The 24,249-nt window shown below is 48.9% G+C and carries 11 protein-coding genes; 3 read left to right on the forward strand and 8 right to left on the reverse strand.

Translation table 11 applies throughout. The features are described from left to right. Window positions 1-58 precede the first annotated feature (58 nt). From QL234_RS12775 to QL234_RS12790, 4 genes are read right to left on the reverse strand one after another with little or no spacing between them, the layout of a single operon-like run. Window positions 59-580 carry a cytochrome b/b6 domain-containing protein gene (locus tag QL234_RS12775; protein WP_281558225.1) on the reverse strand — a complete coding sequence of 174 codons (522 nt, stop codon included), beginning with the start codon at window positions 578-580 and terminating at the stop codon, window positions 59-61. A gap of 41 nt (window positions 581-621) precedes the next feature. Further along, window positions 622-1,650 carry an Ldh family oxidoreductase gene (locus tag QL234_RS12780; RefSeq protein ID WP_281558226.1) on the reverse strand — a complete coding sequence of 343 codons (1,029 nt, stop codon included), beginning with the start codon at window positions 1,648-1,650 and terminating at the stop codon, window positions 622-624. Further along, the gene (locus QL234_RS12785; RefSeq protein ID WP_281558227.1) at window positions 1,637-2,959 is read right to left on the reverse strand and encodes a PLP-dependent aminotransferase family protein; all 1,323 of its coding nucleotides are present in this window, start codon (window positions 2,957-2,959) and stop codon (window positions 1,637-1,639) included. Before QL234_RS12785 ends, QL234_RS12780 begins: the two co-directional genes overlap by 14 nt. Window position 2,960: 1 nt before the next feature. Beyond that, the gene (locus QL234_RS12790; RefSeq protein WP_281558228.1) at window positions 2,961-3,470 is read right to left on the reverse strand and encodes a VOC family protein; all 510 of its coding nucleotides are present in this window, start codon (window positions 3,468-3,470) and stop codon (window positions 2,961-2,963) included. 1,120 nt (window positions 3,471-4,590) lie between these two features. Between QL234_RS12790 and QL234_RS12795 the strand changes: the two genes are divergently transcribed. From QL234_RS12795 to QL234_RS12805, 3 genes are all read left to right on the forward strand, one after another. Then, a complete protein-coding gene (locus QL234_RS12795) occupies window positions 4,591-7,044 on the forward strand; it encodes a penicillin acylase family protein (RefSeq protein ID WP_281558229.1) in 2,454 nt (817 codons plus the stop codon). Continuing rightward, on the forward strand, window positions 7,041-8,729 hold the full coding sequence (locus tag QL234_RS12800) for a cyclic peptide export ABC transporter (protein ID WP_281558230.1): 1,689 nt from the start codon (window positions 7,041-7,043) through the stop codon (window positions 8,727-8,729). Before QL234_RS12795 ends, QL234_RS12800 begins: the two co-directional genes overlap by 4 nt. A 376-nt stretch (window positions 8,730-9,105) precedes the next feature. Continuing rightward, window positions 9,106-22,107, forward strand: coding sequence for a non-ribosomal peptide synthetase (locus tag QL234_RS12805; RefSeq protein ID WP_281558231.1), 13,002 nt, complete (start codon window positions 9,106-9,108; stop codon window positions 22,105-22,107). A 526-nt stretch (window positions 22,108-22,633) separates the two neighbouring features. Here QL234_RS12805 and QL234_RS12810 read toward each other — a convergent pair. The 4 genes from QL234_RS12810 to QL234_RS12825 all read right to left on the reverse strand — a co-directional run bounded on the left by QL234_RS12810 (window position 22,634) and on the right by QL234_RS12825 (window position 23,720). Further along, entirely contained in the window at window positions 22,634-22,834 is a 201-nt protein-coding gene (locus QL234_RS12810) for a hypothetical protein (protein WP_281558232.1), read from the reverse strand. Window positions 22,835-22,905: 71 nt separating this feature from the next. Beyond that, entirely contained in the window at window positions 22,906-23,073 is a 168-nt protein-coding gene (locus tag QL234_RS12815; protein WP_160298309.1) for a hypothetical protein, read from the reverse strand. A 258-nt stretch (window positions 23,074-23,331) separates the two neighbouring features. After that, window positions 23,332-23,496, reverse strand: a complete 165-nt coding sequence (locus QL234_RS12820; RefSeq protein ID WP_160298308.1) for a hypothetical protein — start codon at window positions 23,494-23,496, stop codon at window positions 23,332-23,334. A gap of 71 nt (window positions 23,497-23,567) precedes the next feature. Next, window positions 23,568-23,720 carry a hypothetical protein gene (locus tag QL234_RS12825; RefSeq protein ID WP_169749411.1) on the reverse strand — a complete coding sequence of 51 codons (153 nt, stop codon included), beginning with the start codon at window positions 23,718-23,720 and terminating at the stop codon, window positions 23,568-23,570. Window positions 23,721-24,249 lie beyond the last annotated feature (529 nt).

Here is a 24,249-nt window from a genome sequence, read left to right on the forward strand (position 1 = left end):
TATATCCGGGCAAAAGCACAGGTAAAAGCACAGGTAAAAGCACAGGTAAAAAGCAGGCCTAGCCCAACATTCTTTTTAATATTCTCAAACCCGAAAGTTCATGCCTGATCACCGCGGCAATATGCAGCGCCACACAAAACGCCAGAGCACACACAGAAAATATATGCAGCTGGGTAAAAAACTCTTTCAGCGCCGGAGCAAAGGGTAAATAAGGGATCAGGGTCATGCCGAGAAACTCAACCTTTCTGTCCATCATCAATACCCCGGAGAGTAAAACAATAAAGATCAACAGATACATGCCGGCATGCACCTTGTCGGCAATTTTACGCGAGCGCAGCGACAGGCCTTGATAGTCTTCGGGGGCGGGATTGTTAACCCAGTTTAAAACACGGAACATAAATACCGGGATAAAAAAGGTATTCAGCAACACGTTTAGCGCCAACACCGAATTCTTAAGATCGGCATCAACCTCGAACAAGGTGACGTAAAATCCCGAGATCGTCACCCATAAAATCACCACAGCACTGAGCCAATGGAAAAACCTTGTTTTCTTATTATATTTTTCATTTGAAGCTATCACGACGATATCCTTTAACTCTCACCACAAAATAATCTTCTTGTTTATCCAATATTAAGTTGTAATTCTTGTGCCAGCTGGCGGTAAAACTGCCACTGCTCCTGTGTCAGGGGAATGCCCTGCTCCCGCCTCAACGCGGCGGTTTGCGACTCCTTATCCCCGGCACAAAAGATGGTTTCCCCACCAACAGCACCGCTTTCCCTGACTTTTTCCAGCAATAACGACAGCCTTTTTTCAAACATGGCTTTTTCCATAAAGGCTTCGATATTGATGGTGATATAAAAGTGGCTCACTTGCCGCGGCTCATCATAAGGCGGGGCATAGAGGTGACTTAATTCCCAGTCGAACAGGCTCTGGTTCAGGACACTGGTTAAAATCGTCACCATCATCGCCAGACCCTGACCTTTATAACCTCCCAGGGGTTTTAACGGACCGATTTCCCGGCTTTCCCGGTCGACATAACTGACCCAGTCGTCTGCTATCGGCATATCGGTGGCCAGGTGACGCATGATTTTTGATAAAGAGACCTGGCTGGTGGCCATATCCAGACAAAAAACATCGCCGTTTTCCCCCGGCGCGGCAAAGCTCAACGGGTTAGTGCCGAATAATTTATCGGTGCCGTTATAGGGCGACACCAGGGAGTCGGCATTACTGACACACAGGCAAATATAACCTTGCTTGGCTGCATGATAGGTATAGTTGGCAGCGGCGCCAAAATGATTGGAGTTCTTCACCCCGATGGCAGAAATACCAAAGTCTTTCGCCAGCTCCATGCTTTTTTCTACCGCTTCAAAACCGGCAACCAGGCCCAATGCCTGATCGGCATCGAGTTGCCCGACCACAGGAAATTTGTGGTGGCACTGGATATCCGGCCTGCTCTTTGCCCTGCCGCCTTTAAGTTCCTGCAAATAGGTGGCTAATAACCCGACCCCATGGGAGTCTATCCCCCATAAAGAGGGATTAAGCAAACCACTGCTGATAAAGGCCTTGTGTCTGTCACTGAGATCAAAATTTGCCAGCGAGGCGCTGATAATCGTGCTCAGGGATTCAACCGAAATATTATGCTGCTTCATGAGACTTACCATCAAGGTGCAACAAATAATCTGCCAGGGCTTTGACACCCGAGCGTATTTGTTCCTTGTTTACATAGCTAAAAGACAAACGGATATAATGCTCATGGCCACCCGCATTGGAGAAAAAGCTCATCGGCACACAAATCACGCCGAACTTTTCCGCACACTCAAACACTTGCTGCTCGGTAAAGGACATGGGCAATTTCAGGGTTAAGAAGAAACCACCTTCCGGACGATTCCAGCTTACCTGTTGCAAAGCCGCCGGGCCTTGATGGAAATGCTGCTCCAGCGCTTCAAGCATCACGTCCCGGTTATCCCGGTACAGGGAAACTAAAGGTTCAATTGCCTTGTTGACGGAACAGTCCACCTCAAGCAAGAGGCCGCCGACAATTGCCTGGGCGATTTGCCCGGTATTGACGCTGATCAGACTTTTCACTTTGGAAAATTCTTCGATCAAAGGCGTTTCACCGCCGTCGGCGCTACGCAGCTTTTGATCGCTGATCAGGTAACCCACCCGCAGGCCCGGACAGATAGTTTTGGCAAAGGTGCCGATATAAATTACATGGCCGCCGGTGTCCAGCGCCTTTAATGTCGGCAGGGGCTCCCCTTCAAAACGAAAAGCGCCGTAGGGGTTATCTTCAATCAGCAACAGCTCGCTTTGTTGTGCATAAGCCAGTAATTCCCGGCGGCGCGCCAAGGTGATAGAAGTGCCCAAAGGATTATTAAAGTCCGGGATCAGGTAAAGTGAACGCGGATTTTTCCCCTCAGCCTTAATTTGCTGACAAACCTGCTGCAGATGCTCCAGGTTTGGCCCCTGGTCATCACTTTCAACCACGGCAATTTCAATGCCCTTGATTTGCGCCAGCCCGGTAATACCGATATAAGTGGGATCTGTGATCAGCAATACATCCCGGCCGGGGGTAAATAAAGTCGACAGACACAATGCCATGCCTTCCTGCGCGCCATTGGTCACCAGGATATCATCGGCATCGACCGTGAACTTTTCATCCAGTTGCAGCGATTGAGCGATCAAGTGATTAATAATGCCGTTGGTGCGGCCATACTGCCCCAAAGAGGTATAGACCGAAGCCGGGGAAACATCCCGGGCTTCGCTGGTATGGTCAACAAACAGCTGTATTTTTTCCAACCATCCCGGCACATCGAAGAAGGCCTCCGACGGACGGCCCGAAGCGAAAGAGATGGCGCCGGGAAACTTCTCGGCAACTTCATTAAGAAAATTCATCACTTCCAGTTGGGGCTGGGGACGGTAGGCCAGCTCGCTGGCCTGCAAAGTTAATTTATGGTCCATATTAAACTAACTCAGCCTCCTCTAACTGATTAAACAGATCCTGGATGCTGTCGTCTTCAAAACCTTCATTGCCGGTACGCTCAATAATTTCAAACATCATGCCGCTGTTTTCATCACGGTTGGAAAATATCTGACGCAAGCCTTGGCCCTTGATAATGCCAGTAGCAAATGTAAACCCTTGTTCTTCAATAAGTTTTGTTGCACTTTCAAGGTCATTAACTTCAAGCGCAATATGCTGGACACCGGGACCGTATTGCTCAACATAGCGGGATACCTGAGATTCTGGCTCCAACCCCTGAATCAAGACGATTGTAAAGTTACCACTGCCCATTACGGCAGAAATCATACCCGAATTTTTTCCTAAGGTTTCGCGTCGGCCCTGAAACTCAAAACCCAACATTTGCTGATAGAACGCAATGGCCTTGTCCAAATCCAGAACTGCAACTGCAACATGGTCAATTTTGGAATAGATGTTTGCCATACTTTCAATGTTCAACGGAGGTAATACCATTTTATAATCCTTTTTTTTTGTAAGCCTTATGTAGCAACTGTTCACCAGACATAGGAATAGACTCAGCACAAAACCGACAGATATGGCCGGGCAATGACTTGCTGCCTGTAGATGATAAAGATCACATCATTATCAACAGGGACAAGATCACCAACCCCATATCCGGAGTGTGTGCATCATCTGGCATGTTAACCATAAGATTAATTTTATTATTGTAATGTTTACTCTTTCACTAAATAACAACAGTTCTTAGCTGATAGCTGACGAATAAGATCAAAAAACACCAGCCGTAAGCCATTGATTAAAATCAAGTTTATTAAATTTCAATCAAAATAATACTGGGATCGAAAGCATTTAACTTCAGCTAGCTAACCTGGTATTTTCAGCGTGATGATTTTTACATCGATTTTGTTGTTACCGGCACGAGTATACATAAAAAAATTTATTTTTACATAGCGATTTTTATATTTTAACAAAAAATTTATAATTACAACGGCAATAATAGAGTAAATAACGACCAGATCTTTAGTAAATCAAGGCCGGCGACAAGCCGTTCAAAAGACAGGCAAGCTACTGGAATATAAGTACTTTATAAATTATTACATTCTGCTGGCATCAAGCGGTTATCTGAGGTATCAATTTACTCTTTAAAAAAATCAAATATTTTAACATCAGCTTTCAATAGACAACTCACGCGTGAGAGATTCTATTTAAACCGAAGAAACCGGCAAAAGATCTCATGCGTGAGAACTGGTAGCCAACAACATCACCGAAACAAAGATCTCATGCGTGAGAGCTTATAACCAACAACATCGTCGAAGCAAAGATCTCATACGTGAGATCATCCCTGTCAAAAGACTTTCAATAAAAAATAAAAAAATTTAAAAAAATATTTATCTGCTTTTATCTCCCAGAAAAAGCCGTTGCTAAATTTATTGCCAAGCCAGTACTGATGCACTTTAAAGACCGAAATAAACACCGCTTTTATTGCCACAGATCCCGGCAGTCAAACCGGACAATAACCCGGGAAATCACAAAATCATTCCCTTTAGTGTATTGCCTTTGGCTTTTTGATTAATTAGTATTGCCTTCTCTTAAACTCTAATAGGTTGATTGTGTAATGCGCGTTTTTAATAAAATGCCGCTGACATTCAGATTTACTCTGTTTGTCTTTATCCCTTTGTTTTTTCTGGTTATTTACAGTTATAAACTATTTTTTCTGGACCCGCTTCCCGATAAAACAACCCGACAATTTGTCAATGGTTTGGATGATAAGGTAAGCATAGAACGTGATAATCACGGTCTGGTAAAAATCAAAGCAGAAACTGATAAAGATGTTTATTTTGCCATGGGATATGTCCATGCCCAGGACAGATTATGGCAACTTGAACTACAACGCAGAATTAGTCAGGGACGGCTCAGTGAAATATTTGGTAAAACTTCAGTCCATCAGGATATCTGGTTTCGTACTTTAGGCCTTTATCAGGCGGCAAGTAAAAGTATCCCTGCTTTAAGCCCACAGGCAAAGGCATCATTAGAAGCCTATGCCGCCGGGATCAATAGCTGGATACAGTCGGCGGAACAATTGCCGGTTGAGTTCTCATTGCTCGATATTAGCCCGGAGCCGTGGACAATAACCGACTCTTTAGCCTGGATTAAGGTCTTTTCATTAAATCTGGCTCACAACCTTCATTCCGAAATTGAGGCTTATATAGGCGCGCAATATTTGTCGGATGAACAGCTCAGCCTCTTCTATCCTGAACTGGCAGACAGCCCGATGACAGCCAGGATCAAGGATGAAGAAAAACTAAAAGATTTATTTGCCCGCTTTGATGCCCTGCAAACCGAGCAGCAGCAAACCTACAAGATTGGCGGTAGTTATGTCGGCAGTAATGCCTGGGTAGTTTCAGGTGAACTGACGCAATCCGGCGTTCCCATCCTGGCAAATGACCCCCATCTAGGTTTACAACTGCCTTCCCTTTGGTATTCCGTTAAGCAGGAAGGTAAAAACCTGGCGGCTTCCGGCATGAGCCTGGTGGGACTGCCCGTGGTTGTCTTCGGGAAAAACAAGGACATAGCCTGGGGCGGCACCAACATGATGGCGGATGCGCAGGATCTGTATATAGAAGAGGTAAACCCAAATAATAGTCTGCAATATCAAGTAGATGGTAAGTTTATCGACTTTGAAACCAGAAACGAAAGAATCAAGGTAAAAGCAGAATCTCCGGCATTCCTGAAAGATCCGATCAAAGATGTCGAAGTTCAGGTGCGCACTACCATACACGGGCCGGTGATCAGTGATGTTATCCAGGGGTTCGAACAGCCGATATCCCTGCGCTGGACCGCACTTAACAGTGAAGACACTACCTACAACGCTTTTTACCAGTTAAGTTATGCCAGCAACTGGCAGGAATATAACCAGGCGCTTGAGCAGTATGTCTCCCCTGCACTGAATTTATTTTATGCCGACAATCACAATAATATCGGTTTTACCGGCATAGGAAAAATTCCCCTGCGCAACCAGGGCAAGGGGCTGTTACCGGTATCCGGTGCCGACTCGGCTAACCACTGGCACAGCTATATTCCCTACGCCGAGATGCCAAGACGTTATAATCCCGAAGAAGGTTACCTGATAAACGCCAACAACGTAAATACAACACCAGGTTATCCTTACTTTATCTCCGCCGACTTTGCTCCGCCGGCAAGGGCAGACAGAATTGAAGCGTTAATCGAAGAAAAACAAGACAAGTTAACCCTTAGCGATATGCAAACCATGCAGGGAGATGTCAAAGATATATCAACGACAAAAATGTTGGCCCTATTAAAAGAGCTCGCGGCTGACTTCCCTGAGCAGCAACAAGCCCTGGCATTGTTGGCTCAGTGGGACGGCGAAGCAAGCAGAGAAAGTATTGCCGCCACCATTTATTATACCTGGCTGCGGCATCTGAAGAGTTATGTCTTCAATGACGAACTCACCAGCTACTGGAACAAAAACCAGCTTCAGGGTTATCTGCGAAACCTGAAAGAAAAAGTACCGGCAGATAAACTGGCGGCTCTGCTGGCAAGTAACAGCCCCTGGTGCGATAACATCAACACCGAAAAGAAAGAAAGCTGCAGTAACATCATCGGCATGTCATTAAACTCGGCGCTTAAGGAAATGAGCAAGTTTGCCGGGGCCGACATGGATAACTGGCGCTGGGGCGACGTACAGTATACCCGCTATCAGCATACGCCTTTTAGCCAGATGAAATTACTGGACCAGGTGTTTGAGCGAAAAATCGGCAACGGCGGCTCAGCCAATACCATCAATGTCGCCAGCGGCATCTTTGATGAAGACAAAGGTTACCTGCAAGACTTTGGCGCCGGTTTCCGTCAGATCATCCGCTTATCGGAGCAGGAGCCTGTCCAGCTGTTAATGAACTCCACCGGACAATCCGGACAGCTGGCAAGTGACTATTACGACGATATGGTCGAACGTTTCAGAGATGTCGAATATATCAACTTTGCCAAGGAAGTGCCTTATGTGCAGTCCATCACTTTGCAACCGAATAACCAGGAAGGAGCATCCCAGTGAAAATTTTTAATTCCTTTACCAAGGAGGCGCCGAATAAAGTCTTTATCTCGATTTTACTCGGTGCCCTTGCCGGTATGCTTTATTCGGCGCTTATTCCTTTGGTGCTCTCGGGCATCAACCCGGAAGATCCCGCTTTTCCAAAAGCCGATACGGTAACCGAGACCCTGTTCTCGTTTGATGTCAGCAATTATAAACTGGCGCTGATGTTCCTGTTCAGCTGTGTGCTGATCCTGTTAATGCGCAGCTCATCAGAAGTCATGTTGATCCGGGTATCGAGCAATGTCGCTAAAGACCTGCGCACTAAGTTTTATTACCGCATTGCCGGTGCGCCTTTGGCGACCCAGGAAAAAATCGGCTCGGCCCGCTTTACCGCGGCGGTGAATATCGATGTCCCGAGGATCATCGGCGGCGCCCGGGTGATCCCGGAAATACTGATCAACACCATCACCTTAGTCGGCATGTTGGGCTTTTTGGTCTATCTCAACTTTGAAGTCTTTAAATTCGTGATGATGGCTATTTTTGTCGGCGTGATCTGCTATCAGATCCCGATCACTATCGGCAGCCGCATGTTCCAGACCTCCCGGATAGAGCAGGACAAGTTGCAAGAGTCGATCAAAAGCCTGATCTATGGCGCCAAAGAGCTCAAACTCGATACTTTAAAGCGCCGGCACTTTTTTAAACATACTTTGCTGAACCACGAAGACAACATTTTAAAAAATAATAAAAGAGCAGAAACCATCATGCGGGCGACCATGTGTTTTGGCGACCTGATCTCCTTTTTTGTTATCGGTGCGGTGTGCTTTATCTTCGTCAATTATTATTCCATCAGCCAGCAGGAACTTGTCGGCGTGGTCATGGCGCTGCTTTATGTTACCGGCCCTATTTCCATCATATTAGGTTCGATCCCCCAATTGGCGATCGCCTCGGTTTCATACCGCAGAATGGAAAAACTTATTGCAGAAATCCCGCAGGAAGACAGCAATGAGCAGGTTAACCAGCTTGGCGAGTGGCAAAGCATGAAATTTGACCAGGTAGAATACAGCTACCCTATGGTGGCAGGTGAAGCCGGGTTTAAAGTCGGCCCGCTCAACCTGGAAATTAATAAGGGAGAAATCACCTTTATTATCGGGGCAAACGGCTCGGGTAAATCAACGTTAAGTAAATTATTAACCCTGCATTACCTGCCGACCTCAGGTGACATCTTATTTGGCGATCAACGAGTCTCCCCTGACTCTATTGTCAGCCACAGGCAGACTATCGGGGCGATTTACTCGGATTACCACCTCTTTGACCGCCTGTTGGTGGAGTTAACCGATGAAGTGCTGGCAACAACCCAGCATTATTTAAAAACCTTACATTTGGACAAAAAGGTGAAAATAGTCGACGGCCAGTTCTCCACAACCTCATTATCCGACGGACAACGTAAAAGGCTGGCGCTGCTGGTGGCATTTTTGGAAGACAAAGATCTTTACCTGTTCGACGAATGGGCGGCAGATCAGGATCCGGTATTTAAAAATGTCTTTTATACCGAAATATTGCCCAACTTAAAGGCCAAAAACAAAGCCGTTATCGCCATCAGTCATGATGACAAGTATTTTGACGTCGCCGATAAAATACTGGTCATGGACCAGGGCAAACTCGTTGACTATGAGGAATCAAGCTTACACCTTGCCCAGGTCAGTTAACCTGCCAAGGCAACAAATACAATAATAAAAATAAGCATTTGATTTTTATCAATTAATATTGTGAACCCTTTCTTTGGGTTCATAATATTTAACGGTTTTCGCCAATAGCGAGACTTATACCAATTGCATTAAGTAGATGACCAAGATTCGGTGAGGATAAATTTTCAAGAGCAAGGCGTTTGATTGAGCAATAGCAAGCTATTGTGATTGAAAACAACGCAGAACTTGGAGATTTAGACCATCCGAAGATGGTTAGATATTTAATAAAATTGGTATTCAACCACAGGTAAAGAATAGATAACGAAATAAGTAAACTCATTAACATCCAGCGTGATTTGAGACTTGTTTCCTTAGCCAGAATCCAGGTTATTATAGAATGAACAATGACAATAAAAATAACGTATATCCCTTAACCTTAGCCCAGCAAGATATATATTTTGATCAACTCCACCATCAGGGCAGCCCCTTATACAATATCGGCGGCGTGATCCGTTTTAAAAAACTGGATATTCCCCGGCTGCAGGCGGCACATAAAAAGTTAGTGAGCCAGCATGATGCCTTTGGTTTGCGCATTGTTGAATCGGAAACCGGCCTGGGACAATATGTCAGCAAAAAGCGCACTTCGGATCTGCCGCTGATCGATTTCAGCAGCGAAAGCAACCCGCAGCAAGCGGCGCAGCTGTGGCTAAAAAACCTGTTCGAAACCGCCCTGGACATAGATGACTGCGAGCTGTTCCGCTCTTATTTACTGAAAATATCCAATGAGCAATATCAGTATGTCGGTTTTGCCCATCACCTGATTTTAGACGGCTGGGGGTTTGCCAACTGGGCCAAACAGCTCGGCTGCATCTATAACAACGAACCGGAACATATCTCAGGTGACTGGCAAAGCGTGGCGGACAGCGATCTGGCTTACCAGCAAAGCAAGCGTTACCAAAAAGATAAAGTTTTCTGGCAAAGTGAACTGGAAAACCTGCCGGAGCCGGCCCTGCCCCCTTTGTATCAGGAACAATACCAGGACACGAAAACACCGCCGAGCCACCGGGAAATATTAACTATCCCCCATGCATTGCACCAGCAACTGGCATTAAAGGCAAAAGAAGCCAATACCAGTGCTTCCCAAGCCTACCTGGCGATTCTCAGCCTCTATTTTTCCAGGCTGCTTAACGGCAAAGAATTTATTGTCGGCATTCCTTCGCATAACCGCAGAAGCCAGGCGGATAAAAACATGGTCGGCATCTTCACCGGCGTCAGCCCGCTTCGGGTCTCAGTCAATCTGAGCCAAAACTTTAACCAGTTATGCGAAAACCTGTCGTCGGGCCTCAAGCATATCTACCGTCATCAGCGTTACCCGATAGGCAATATGCACCAGGAAGCGCAAAACGGACAACACCGCGGCTCCCTGTATGACATCGCCTTCAATTACCTCAAACTTGACAGTCAGTTAGAGGTCGAAGGGCATGAAGCGGATCTGGTGTACCTGAGCCACAACCACGAGCAGACGCCGCTGATGTTTACCGTCTGGGAATACGGTGAAAATCAGGATGTAGAAATTCAGCTGGATCATAACCTTAGCTATATCTCGAAAGCCGATGCCAAACTACTGTCGGCAAGGTTTGAAACCATTATCAAACAAGTCGCCGGCCAGGAAATAACTTCCCTGGAGCAGGTCGAGATCCTGCCGCAACAAGAGCTTGATATCTTAAACGGCTTCGCCCGGGGCATAGAGGTCAAGCGAGACGAAAACCTGCTGGCCCATGAATTATTTGAACAGCAGGTCGAGCAGACCCCGGATAAAACCGCGTTAATTTTTAAAGACGAGCAACTGAGCTACCGCGAACTTAATACTCGCGCCAACCGCCTGGCCCGCTACCTGCAGGCACAGGGGGTTAAACCCGACAGCCTGGTCGGTGTGTGTGTTGACCGCTCGGCGGAAATGGTGATCAGCATATTGGCGATCCTCAAAACAGGCGCCGCTTATGTGCCGCTTGATCCCAGCTACCCTAAGGCCCGTTTGCAATATATTCTTGAAGACACAGGGTTAAAACACCTGGTGAACTGGTCGCAGCTGGACATAGACACCCTGACAGAAGCCGAGGTCCATATTACCGATCTTAACCACGGCCAGGATCTGTGCAGCGATTTATCCGGTGAAAACCTCACCGAGCTGGTGCCCGGCGGCAAAAACCGCCTGGCTTATGTCATCTATACCTCAGGCTCTACCGGCAATCCCAAAGGGGTGCTGGTGCAACATGCCAACCTGGTCAACTTCCTGTTTGCCATGCAAGACAAGCCCGGCATGAGCGGCGATGACAGCCTGCTGGCGGTCACCTCGACCTCATTTGATATCCACTGCCTGGAGCTGTTCTTACCTTTGATCTGCGGCGCAAAATTAGTGGTGGCATCAAAAGCCGCCACCTCGGATGCCAGCCAGCTGATGGATTTGATCGAGCAGCATCAGATCAATATCTTCCAGGCGACACCGGCCACCTGGCGCATGCTGCTTGACAGCAAGTGGCAGCCACAAGCGCACATCAAGATCTTATGCGGCGGCGAAGCCCTGAGCCTGAGCCTGGCGAAGCAATTAACCGGCAACGCCAATATTGAGCTTTGGAACATGTACGGCCCGACAGAAACCACGGTCTGGTCCAGTGTCCACAGGATCCACGGCGATGATGAAAACATCTTAATCGGCAAACCCATAGATAATACGCAATTTTATGTGGTCAATCGCGCCGGCGAACTGGCCCCGGTCGGCGCCACCGGCGAGCTGTTGATCACCGGCAGCGGCGTGACCCGGGGTTATTTAAACCGCCCGGATTTAACCGACAGACAATTTATAACCAATAGCTATCAGACACAGGATCCTGCCAGCGAAAAAGCCTATCGCACCGGCGACCTGGTGCGCTGGCTGCCGGACGGCAACCTGGTATGTTTGGGCCGTATCGATGATCAGATCAAAATCCGCGGTTTCCGGGTAGAGCTGGGGGAAATTGAAAACCAGTTAGCCCTGTGCCCGCAAGTCGCCAGTTGCCTGGTGGCTGCCCGGGAAGATCAGTCGGGTCAAAAGCAGTTGGTGGCTTATGTCAAACCTGAGCAGAGCGAGCCGACAGAAGATGAGCAAATACAGCTCGTCGAAAGCTATAAACAGGCACTGAAAACCACCTTGCCTGATTACATGGTGCCGTCAGCTTTTGTCTTTATGCAGCAATGGCCGCTGACCGCCAATGGCAAAATCGATAAAAAAGCCCTGCCCTCTCCCGATGCCAGTGCTTTACAGGGAGAATATATCGCGCCACAAACAGCCACAGAAAAAACCCTGTGTCAGATTTGGGCGCAGCTGTTAACGATAGAGGCCGAAAAAATCAGCGCCGATGCCGACTTTTTTGCCCTCGGCGGGCACTCACTGCTGTCGGTGCGCTTAGTGGCGGAAATCAGGGAACAACTTAAGGTGGAAATTTCGGTAAAATCTATTTTTGATGCCGCCACCATTAAAGAGCTGGCCGCCGTGATAGAGCAAGCCTCACAAGGTAACCTGCGCGGTAAGATCACCGCCGCATCAGATAAGAATGCGCCTATGCCGCTTTCTTTTGCCCAGCAAAGGTTATGGTTTATCGACCAGCTGCAGAGAGGCAGCTCAGAGTACAACATGCCGGGCGCCTTCTCGGTACGGGGAGATTTTGACAGCAAAGCCGCCGAGCAGGCCTTTGCCGCGATTATCGAGCGTCATGAAATATTACGCACTGTTTATATCGAACAAGATGATGTTACCCTGCAACGCCTTAAGGCTGACTACGGCTTTACCCTGGTTCAACATGATCTAACAGACTTAGATGAAGCCGCCCAGACACAGCAGTTAACGGCCTTAATCCAAGACAACACCTGCCATAACTTTGATTTATCTGAAGATTTAATGGTACGCGCCAGCTATATCCGCCTGGATAACAACCAGGGCAACGGGGTATTATTATTTAATATGCACCATATTGCCGCCGACGGCTGGTCTATGGATGTCCTGATCAAAGAGTTTGTCACCCAGTACCAGGCAATCACACGTACAAAGGAAAGCGCAAAGGAAAACTCACAGGAAAATGCACAAGCATGTCCGTTAGCACCGCTTGAAATTCAATACAGCGATTATGCCCGCTGGCAGCGGGAATGGCTGCAGGGGGAAGTATTAGAGACACAACTGAGTTATTGGCAGCAGCAGTTAGCCGATGTTCCGCCGGTGCATACTTTAGTGTTGGACAAGGCGCGCCCGGAGATCAAAAAACATTCAGGCGCCCGGGTATCACAACAACTGTCCGGCGAAGTTGCAAGCAAACTGCAGGATATCGCCGCGCACTATAAGTTAACCCCTTTTATGCTGCTGCACAGTGCCCTGGCGATGGTATTGTCGCGCCACAGCAACAGCACGGATATCGTTATCGGCACCCCGGTCGCCAACCGGATGCAAACGGAAGTTGAGCCGCTGATCGGTTTATTTGTCAATACCTTAGTACTGAGGGTCAATACCGGCCACCGCCAGCTCGATGATTACCTGGCCCATGTACGCCAAGTGCATCTCGATGCCCAGAACAACCAGGATGTGCCGTTTGAGCAGCTGGTGGATGCGTTAAATATCCCGCGCAGCACCGCCCATACACCGCTGTTCCAGATCATGCTGACCACCAATACCGAACATGGCCTGGCGGGCGAAACCGATGCCCTGACACTTGACGGCGTCACCTTAACGCCGCTGGCAAGCGATACCATCACGGCTAAGTTTGATCTGGATATCGGCATTAACCTCAATAACGACGGGGTGGACATCAACTGGACCTTTGATAGTGCTATCTTTAGCCAGGAGCATGTCAGCCAGTTCAACGACCACCTGATCAACATGTTAACGGCGATGGCAGAGCTGACGCCGGCAGCAGACACGCAAGTAAACGCCTTAGGCATGTTATCGGCGCAGGAGCGCCATTACCTGCTCCATGACCTCAATGACAGCGCCGTGAACTATCCGCAGGATAAAGGCATTCATGAACTCTTTGCACAGCAGGTGATCAAAACCCCGGATAATATCGCCCTGGTAGCAAACAACAGCCAAATCAGCTACCGTGAACTGGATCAAAGCGCCAACCGCCTGGCCCGTTACCTGCGGGCACAAGGGGTTGGTCAGGAAACCTTTGTCGGCGTCTGTTTAAACCGCTCCCCTGAAATGGTCGTAGCCATTTTGGCGATACTCAAAGCAGGTGGCGCCTATGTGCCGCTCGATCCCGCTTATCCCGAGAGCCGTTTACAGCATATTCTAACCGATACCGGGGTAGAACATGTGCTGACCAACTCCCAGCTGGCCTCCGTGCTTGCCGGGGCTGATGATGCCAACGTTAAATTGCTTTGTCTCGATGATGACACTCTCAAAGCCGAAATAGAGGCACAAGCAGACAGCGAGCTTGAAAACAAACAAGCACAAGCAAATTCAGGCGCCAAGCTGGCCTATGTCATTTATACCTCGGGCTCCACCGGACTACCCAAAGGGGTGATGGTGGAACACCATAACGTAACCCGGCTGGTGACCAAGAGCAACTTTGTACCTTTGGATGAAAGCACCCGCTTTTTACAGGCGGCGCCGATCGCCTTTGATGCCGCCACGCTTGAGCTTTGGGGACCGCTGCTTAACGGCGGCCAGTGTATTATCTATGACGAATTACACATAGATTTGCAGCAACTGACGGACTTTATCAATAGCCATGAGGTTAATACCTTATGGTTAACGGCGGGCTTATTTGAGCAGTGGAGTGAAATGTCCGCCCAGGCAGGCAATATCAAGTACCTGCTGGCAGGGGGCGATGTGCTCAATGTCGATGCCGTCAACCGGGTGATAGAGAATATCCCGGGCATCGAAGTTATCAACGGTTACGGCCCGACAGAAAATACCACCTTTACCGCCTGTCACCGGGTGAACGAGCAAGACAGACAAGGCTTGCATATTCCGATCGGTAAAGCGATCCAAAATACCAGCACTTATGTGTTGACCGACTCCCTGGCACTGACACCTTTTGGTGCGGTCGGGGAACTATACACAGGCGGCGCCGGGGTGGCCCGCGGCTACCTGAACCAGGAGCAGGCGACACAGGCAAGCTTTATCGCCAATCCTTTTAGCGACAAGGGTGACGACCGTTTATATAAAACCGGCGATCTGGTGCGCTATTTAAGCAACGGTACTTTAGAGTTTATCGGCCGGGCCGATAACCAGGTGAAAGTACGCGGTTTCAGGATTGAACTGTCGGAAATCGAGCACCAGCTTAATTTATGTCAGCAAGTACACTCAGGCGTGGTACTGGCCAAGGGAGAAAGCAGCAGCAACAAACAGCTGGTCGCTTATGTTAAGGCAGAACAGCTTGATCTGGCATCAGAAGATCAAGCCAATTTTATCGCCGGCTTAAAAACGGCGCTCGCACAAAGCCTGCCCGATTACATGGTGCCCTCGGCTTTTGTGCTAATCGATGCCTGGCCGCTGACCGGCAATGGTAAAATAGATAAAAAAGCCCTACCGTCGCCCGATGCCAGTTTATTGCAGGGAGAATATATCGCCCCGCAAACCGACACCGAAAAAGCCCTGTGCCAAATCTGGGCACAGCTGTTAACCCTGGATGAAACCAAGATCAGCACAAGTGCCGACTTCTTCACCCTGGGGGGACACTCGCTGCTGTCGGTACGTTTGGTCTCAGAGATCCGCAAACAGCTGCAAGTTGAACTTACGGTAAAATCTGTCTTTGAAGCCAGCACCATTAAGGCGTTGGCCGAAGTCATCGAACAAGGTTCGCAAACAAGCCTGAGACAGCAAGTACAGGCCGTAGTGCGTGAAAGCGATCAGATGCCGCTCTCTTTTGCCCAGCAAAGATTATGGTTTATCGACCAGCTTCAGGGCAGCAGCGTGGAATACAATATGTCTGCCGCCTTTGAAATACGCGGCGACTTTAATGCCGATATCGCCGAGCAGGCATTGTCGGAAATTATCCGTCGCCATGAGGTTCTGCGTACGGTTTATATCGAACAGGACGAGCAAACCCACCAGCAGATCCTGGCAAACTTTACCTTTCCCCTGACCCGCCACGACTTAACCGCCCTGGACGAGACGGCGCAAAAGGCAGAGTTAACGGCATTGATTAATGCCGATATGCAAAAACCGTTTAATTTAAAAGAAGATTTAATGGTACGCGCCAGCTTTGTCACTTTTGAGCAAAGCAATAAAGATCAAACCCGCGGCGCCCTGATCTTTAATATGCACCATATTGCTTCCGACGGCTGGTCGATGGAAGTCTTGATCCGCGAATTTGTCAGCCTGTACCAGAGCATCGGCACCGGTAGCGTAAGTGACTTGCCTGAGCTGGAAATCCAGTACGCAGATTATGCCCACTGGCAGCGGGAATGGTTGCAGGGTGAAGTATTGGAAGCCCAGCTCAGTTACTGGGACAAGCAGTTAGCCGATGTGCCGCCGGTACACTCTTTGGCGCTGGACAAGCCAAGAGCGGAAATGAAACAACACACGGGCGCCAGTATTACCGGCCAGTTATCCGGCGATGTCGCAGGCCAGCTAAAGCAGCTTGCCGCCCGCCATCAGCTGACCCCGTTTATGCTGCTGCACAGCGCGCTGGCACTGGTGTTGTCGCGCCACAGCAACAGCAAGGACATTATTATCGGCACCCCGGTGGCAAACCGGCTGCAGGCGGAGCTTGAGCCGTTGATCGGTTTCTTCGTCAATACCCTGGTGCTGCGCCTGGATACCAATCATCAGCAGCTTGAAGACTATCTCGCCCATGTGCGCCAGGTACATTTAGACGGACAAAACAATCAGGATGTGCCTTTCGAGCAACTGGTGGAGCGGTTAAATATCGCCCGCAGCACCGCCCATACGCCGCTGTTCCAGATCATGTTATCGAGTAACACCAAGCAAAATGAAGGCGGCAACCAGTCGCAGATAAGCTTACCCGGGGTCGAACTATCGGCGTTAAGTCATGACAATATCGCCTCCCATTTCGATCTCGATATTGGCATCAATATCAGCGAAACCGGCGTCGATCTAAACTGGACCTACGACAACAGTATTTTCACCGCCGAGCATATCAGCCAGCTCAATAACCACCTGATGACGTTATTATCGTCAATGGCGGCGCTGGAAAATGCCTCTGCCGGCCAGGCCACGCTCGCGTCATTAAATATGCTGTCGTCTGATGAAAGTAAACACTTACTTGAATCGCTTAATGATCGCCGGGTTGATTATCCGCAAGACCAGCTGATCCATGAATTGTTTGAAGCCCAGGTGATGCAAACGCCGGATAATATCGCCCTATCTTTTGAAGGGGAAACGCTGAGTTACCGGGTGCTCAATGAAAAAACCAACCGCCTGGCCCATTACCTCAAAGCACAAGGCACAGGCCCGGAAACCTTAGTCGGTATTTGCCTGGAGCGCTCGCAGGAAATGCTGATTGCCATGCTGGCCGTGCTTAAGGCCGGGGGCGCCTATGTGCCGCTCGATCCCAGCTACCCGGAGGCACGCCTTCAATATATGATCCAGGACAGCGGCGTAAAAGGCGTGCTGACCAAGGCGAGCCTTATTCAAGACTTCGCTTTTGACCCTGGCACGGAGTTTGTCGACCTGGATAACCAGGAGCTGGTAAACGCACTAAATACTTACCCGACCGACAACCTCGGCAGGGGCGACCAGCTAACGCCGGACAACCTTGCCTATACCATATACACCTCCGGCTCTACCGGAAATCCTAAAGGGGTCATTGTCGAGCATCATGCCTTTGTGGACCGTTTGCATACCTTTGACCGGGCATTTGGCCTTGGCAGCGGCGATGTCGTGCCGAGCATAGCCTCTTTTGCTTTCGATATTTCCCTGCTGGAGCTGATCTATCCCCTGACCTGCGGCGCAGAAGTCAAGGTATTGCCGCGCAGCAAAATCATCAATGTCGCCGAACTAAAAGAAGAGCTGAAAACCTGCACTTTCGTGCATATGGTGCCCAGCCTGGCCCAATTCTGGTTGGATGAAATTATCCGCGAGCAGGCAACCAAAGATTATCCGGGGCTGAAATATATCGCCACCGGCGGCGATGCCGTGCCTGAGTCGTTATTGACCTCGCTAAAAGCAACCCTGCCTGAGGTGACCCTGTTGCAGTTTTATGGTCCGACGGAAGCGGTACTGTTTTGTGTCTGCCACCCGCAAGCGGCCGATGCGCCGTCATCCTTAGGCCTGGGCCTGGACAATGTCAGCCTCTATGTGCTTGATGATGACCTGAACCTGCAGCCGCAAGGCGCCGTGGGCGAGTTGTATATCGGCGGCAGCGCCCTGGCAAGGGGTTATCTGCACCGTGAAGATCTGACCCGGGAGCGCTTTATCCCCCATCCGTTTAACAGCGGCAGCGGCGAGCGTTTATATCAAACCGGCGATCTGGTGCGTTACCTGCCTAACGGCGAGCTTGAATTTAAAGGCCGTAAAGATGATCAGGTGAAGATCCGCGGCTTCAGGGTCGAGCTGGGAGAAATAGAGCAGCAACTGGCCGCCTGCCCGCAAGTAGCCAGCAACCTGGTACTGGCGCGCGAAGATCAGCCGGGTCAAAAACGCCTGGTGGCCTATGTGCAACTGCAAGCTGGTGAAGAAAACGAACAGGAAAGTGTAGACAAGATCCGTCAAAGCCTGAAAGAGAGCCTGACCGATTACATGGTGCCGTCGGCCTTTGTCGTGATCGACCAATGGCCGCTGACCGCCAATGATAAAATCGATAAAAAAGCCCTGCCCGTTCCCGGCAGCGGTTTATCCGGCGGCAATTACCAGGCACCGGAAACAGGATTTGAAAAAGCCCTGGTACAAATCTGGGCTCAGCTGTTGAACCTTGAAGCAGATGAAATCAGCACCCATGCCGATTTCTTTGAACTGGGCGGTCATTCGCTGTTAACCGTGCGTTTGGTGGCGGAGATCCGAAAACAACTGGAAGTGGAAATTTCGGTAAAATCTGTGTTTGATGCCCCTACCATCAAAACCCTGGCCGAGGTAGTTAAACTCGGCGCTCCGGCGGATTTAAGCCAGCAACTTAAAGCGGTTGAGCGGGAAAGCGATCTGATGCCGTTATCTTTTGCCCAGCAAAGATTATGGTTTATTGACCAGATGCAGGGAGCAAGCCCGGAGTACAATATGCCGGCCGCCTTCGAAGTCAAAGGTGATTTTGACTGTAACGCCGCCGAGCTGGCGCTGGCCACCATCATCGAACGTCACGAGGTGCTGCGTACGGTTTATCTTGAAGATAACAAACAGGCGATGCAAAAAATTCTGCCAGGTGCGGCATTTACCCTTACCCGACATGATCTCACCGGCCTGGATCAAGCCATGCGTCAACATCAATTAAAAGCTTTCATTGATGAAGATATGAAGCAAGCTTTTGATTTAAAAAGTGATTTAATGATACGTGCCAGCTATATCGCCCTGGATAAAGAACCAGCTAGCGGAGCATTATTATTTAATATGCACCATATTGCTTCCGACGGCTGGTCGATGGATGTCTTGATTGCCGAGTTCGTCGCCCTGTACCAGGCGCTGACCTCCGGGCAGGACAATCCTTTGCCGCCGCTGGAAATTCAATACGCGGATTATGCCCACTGGCAGCGTGAATGGCTGCAGGGGGAAGTACTGGAAAACCAATTGAATTACTGGGACAAACAACTGAGCGATGTGCCGCCGGTGCATTCTTTAGTCCTGGATAAGCCAAGACCCGAGGTAAAACAACATCTTGGGGACAAGGTACGTGGCCGGTTATCAAGCGAGGTAGCCAAGCAATTGCAGGCCCTGGCCGCACATCACCAGTTAACCCCCTTTATGCTGATGCACGGCGCCCTGTCGCTGATGTTGTCGCGTCACAGCAACAGCCAGGATATTGTTATCGGCACCCCGTTTGCCAACCGGGGACAGGCAGAGCTTGAGCCGCTGATCGGTTTCTTCGTCAATACCCTGGTACTGCGCGTCGATACCGGCCACACCGGACTTGAGGATTACTTACAGCATGTACGCCAGGTTCACCTTGATGCGCAAAATAATCAGGACGTACCGTTTGAGCAGCTGGTGGAGCGGTTAAATATTCCCCGCAGCACCGCCCATACGCCGTTATTCCAGATCATCTTGTCCACCAACAACGATTTTGGTTTAGGGGATACCTCGGCAGACAATAAGCTGGCATTAACCGACCTGACCCTGTCGCCGCTATCCAGCGATGTTATCACGGCAAAATTTGACCTGGATATCGAGCTTAATATCAATGAACACGGGGTAGAGCTAAACTGGACCTTTGATACCAGCATCTTTACCCGGGAGCATGTCAGCCAGTTTAACGAACACCTGGAAACCCTGCTAACAACCATGGCACAAGTTCAGCCGGCAGCAGCGACCGAGCTCAATGCCCTGACCATGTTACCAGAGCAGGAGCAGGATTATTTGCTGCATCAGCTCAATGACAACGCCGCGGATTACCCGCAGGATAAAGGCATTCATGAATTATTTGCCGCTCAGGCCAAAAAGACCCCGGACAATATCGCCCTGGTGACCGATGAGCAGCAGCTCACATACCGTGAACTGGATGAAAGCGCCAACCGCCTGGCCCATTACCTGTCGGCACAAGGGGTTGGCAGGGAAACCCTGGTGGGGGTGTGTCTCAACCGCTCGATAGAGATGACAATGTCGATTTTGGCAATACTCAAAGCCGGTGGCGCCTATGTGCCGCTGGAGCCGACTTACCCCGAGTCCCGTTTACAACATATTTTAACCGATACCGGGCTGCGACATGTGCTGACAGCCACTGACCTGGCGGATGTATTGGCTTTTGATAAGGATAATGTCGACATTGAGCTGCTTTGTCTGGACGATGCCGCAATTAAGGCCGAGGTTCAGGCACAGCCGGCAACCGAACTGACACAGGAACAGACAGACTTTAGCAACCGCCTGGCCTATGTGCTTTATACCTCGGGAACCACAGGCAAGCCTAAAGGGGTGCAGGTGGAACACCATAACGTGACCCGCCTGGTGAGCAACTGTAATTTTGTGACTTTGGACGAAAATACCCGGTTCTTGCATTCGGCGCCTGTCGCCTTCGATGCCGCTACGCTTGAGATATGGGGGCCGTTGTTAAACGGCGGCCAGTGTATTATTTTTGCGCCGCAACCGGTAGATTTAAAGCAGCTGACCGACTTTATCGTCAAACATAAGGTGAATACCCTATGGCTAACGGCGGGGTTATTCGAGCAGTGGAGCGAAATGTCGGCCCGGGCAAGCTGCGTCAAGTATGTACTGGCAGGGGGCGATGTGCTGCATGTCGATGCGGTAAACCGGGTATTGGATAATATCCCCGGTATATGTGTGGTTAATGGTTACGGTCCGACAGAAAATACCACCTTTACCACCTGTTACCAGATCACGGATAACAACAGACCCGGTACCAGCGTACCTATAGGTAAAGCAGTGCAAAATACCAGCACTTATGTATTAAACAAGGCCGGTGGCCTGACGCCTGCAGGCGCGGTCGGGGAATTATACACAGGCGGCGATGGGGTTGCCCGCGGTTACCTTAACCGCGAGCAGGCAACACAGGAGAGCTTTATAGCCAACCCGTTCAGTGATAACAGCGGCGATCGTTTGTATAAAACCGGCGACCTGGTCCGTTATCTAAGCGACGGTAATTTAGAATTTGTCGGCCGGATCGATGACCAGGTGAAAGTACGCGGCTTTAGAATTGAGCTGGCAGAGATTGAACATCAGATCAATGCATGTCCAAGCGTACATTCAGCCGTGGTACTGACCAAAGGAGAGAGCAGCGCAGATAAGCAACTTGTTGCCTATGTGAAAGCCAATCTCACGCATGAGACCCCGGAGGATGAAAAAGCATTTGTCACCGCCTTAAAGGCAACACTTTCAGGTTCACTACCCGGTTATATGATACCGAATATGTTTGTGATGATAGATGAATGGTCGTTAACGACTAATGGCAAGGTAGATAAAACTGCCTTACTCCCCCTGGAGGGCATTTTACTGCAAGCGGAATATGTTGCCCCCGAGCAGGACATTGAAAAAGAACTGGTACAGATATGGTCGGAGTTATTGACGCTTGATCCCGGCGATATCAGCATCCAGGCCGACTTCTTTGAACTGGGCGGACATTCGTTACTGGCTTCACGTTTAGTGACGCAGATAAATGAACAATGGCAAATCAAGCTGCCGGTTATTCTGGCGTTTGAAAGACCGACCATTTTTGACCTGGCTGCTCATATCAAAGCGGAACTGGCGATAAACAGCGCATTAACCGCTGAGCCGGAAGAGGAGGAAGAAGCCGAAGAATGGATACTCTAATTCCTGTTGTTACCCACTCAGGGTAACAGCCGGTTTATAAACGTCGCGGCCTTGGGAGTAGCTCCTGGGCCGCTTTTTTTATGTCATATCGGCTCAAGAATAGCCTGCGGCCCCTGTCAAAAGCGCAGATAACCTGGCTGGACAAAAATGTCAGCATTACCGGCTAAGCGTCACGAAAGCCTTTTACTATCAATCACTCATTTAAGGTGATAGTTTCGACCAAGCGCTATGCTTTCATATCCATATGATCGCAGGAGTAGTTACCGGATGTAAGTACTTGGCTTACGCCGGAAGCCCTCTCCACCTGAAAACAGGCTGAAAGACCTCCATGCATAAAAAAACCCGATCTTTTCAGATCGGGTTTCATTTGTCGCAAGTTAACAAATAATCACATCAAGGCGATAAATGCCAAGCTTGCTGCAGCCGTTTTACCACGCCCTGCCCGGCCAGCAGACTCCTTGCTAATATCAAAGCAGCGTTAGGCTTGCCGTGCAGGCACATCAGTAAAAATAACCGCTATAAACGACTAAGCTTCTTTTGCAGCGGTGCAAAGGGTCGGTCCGGTATGCCCGGCCAACTGCTGCTGGGTGCAGAAACTTGGTCCGGTATCTTTAGCAAGCATCATTGGCTGGCCGCCGCCGATATTAGGTGTCAATTCAGCCGGTAACGCCTGGTAATCTTTTGAAAGATTTTTCAGTTTATTTTTATTTAAAGTTAGTTTCATCATGACTTCCTTATTAAGTTTAAATGATGCATCCATGTTTAATGCACCAATAAATCAGTTTATTGCGATATTGCTTATTTGCAATCCATAATATCAGAGGCACAATAACGCCCCCCCTGGGAATGAACCGGCAGTTCTTGTTGATTGATACCGCCGCCAACCTGCGGGGTCATTTCCGCCGGAAGGCTTTTGTGATCCTTTGACAGGTTTTTAAGTTTCTTTTTGTTCAGTTTAAGTTTCATTGAAATATCCTTGTTATTCTTTTATTGATATTAATTAGCAATATAACGAGATAGCATAACTAAACACTATCGCCTGATTTATATCCGGACGCCTCTTTTTTATTTGCACTAAAAAATGGCAAAAGAGTTCAAGCCCGGCTCAACCAGGGGTTGTAAATGCACAGTTTACCTGCAGGTTTAACCGTGACTTTTTTTATATTATTTTGCTAAGATTTGCTTGCTGAAATTTATAGACGCTCAGCGTCTGTTTCAGCTTTATTATTTCATTTGCATGCAGTCCATAATGTCAGACGCACAATAACGTCCGCCTGATGACGGACCCGTTATGCCGCCGCCGGCAACTTGTGGAGTCATTTCAGCGGGAAGACTTTTCTTATCTTTTGACAAGTTCTTAAGTTTTTTCTTATTTAGTTTTAATTTCATAATTACATCCTTATTCGACTAGGGTTATGCATTGATTTTTAATGCATAAATCAAATTAAAATAATGCAGCCTTACAAGATATCAGACGCACAATAGCGCGCACACCCGGTAGCAACCGGAAAGTCATTTATACCGCCGGCAACTTGTGGGGTCATTTCAGCAGGCAGGCTTTTTTTATCTTTTGACAAGTTTTTAAGTTTCTTTTTATTCAATTTAAGTTTCATTGAAACATCCTTTTTTATTATTTTTCTATGTCGTTTAATAGCACAGAAATAGACCTTATCGGCTGATGCTGATAAGACAGATTTATGCCTTACCGACTGACGCAGATAAGTCAGGTTTAAGCCTTACCGGCTGACGCAGATAAGACAGGTTTAAGCCTTACCGGCTGACGCAGATAAGACAGGTTTAAGCCTTACCGGCTGACGCAGATAAGACAGGTTTAAGCCTTACCGGCTGACGCAGATAAGACAGGTTTAAGCCTTACCGGCTGACGCAGATAAGACAGGTTTAAGCCTTACCGGCTGACGCAGATAAGACAGGTTTAAGCCTTACCGGCTGACGCAGATAAGACAGGTTTATGCCTTACCGGCTGACGCAAGTAAGACAGATTTATCCCTTACCGGCTGACGCAGATAAGACAGATTTATCCCTTATCGGCCAATGCAGATAAGACAGGTTTTATATCATATCGGTTTACACTGATAAATTTGCTGTAAGATCCTATTAGCCAATGCCAATAGGATCTATACC

The sequence above is a fragment of the Thalassomonas sp. RHCl1 genome (genome assembly GCF_947387555.1).
Taxonomy (GTDB): Bacteria; Pseudomonadota; Gammaproteobacteria; order Enterobacterales; family Alteromonadaceae; genus Thalassomonas.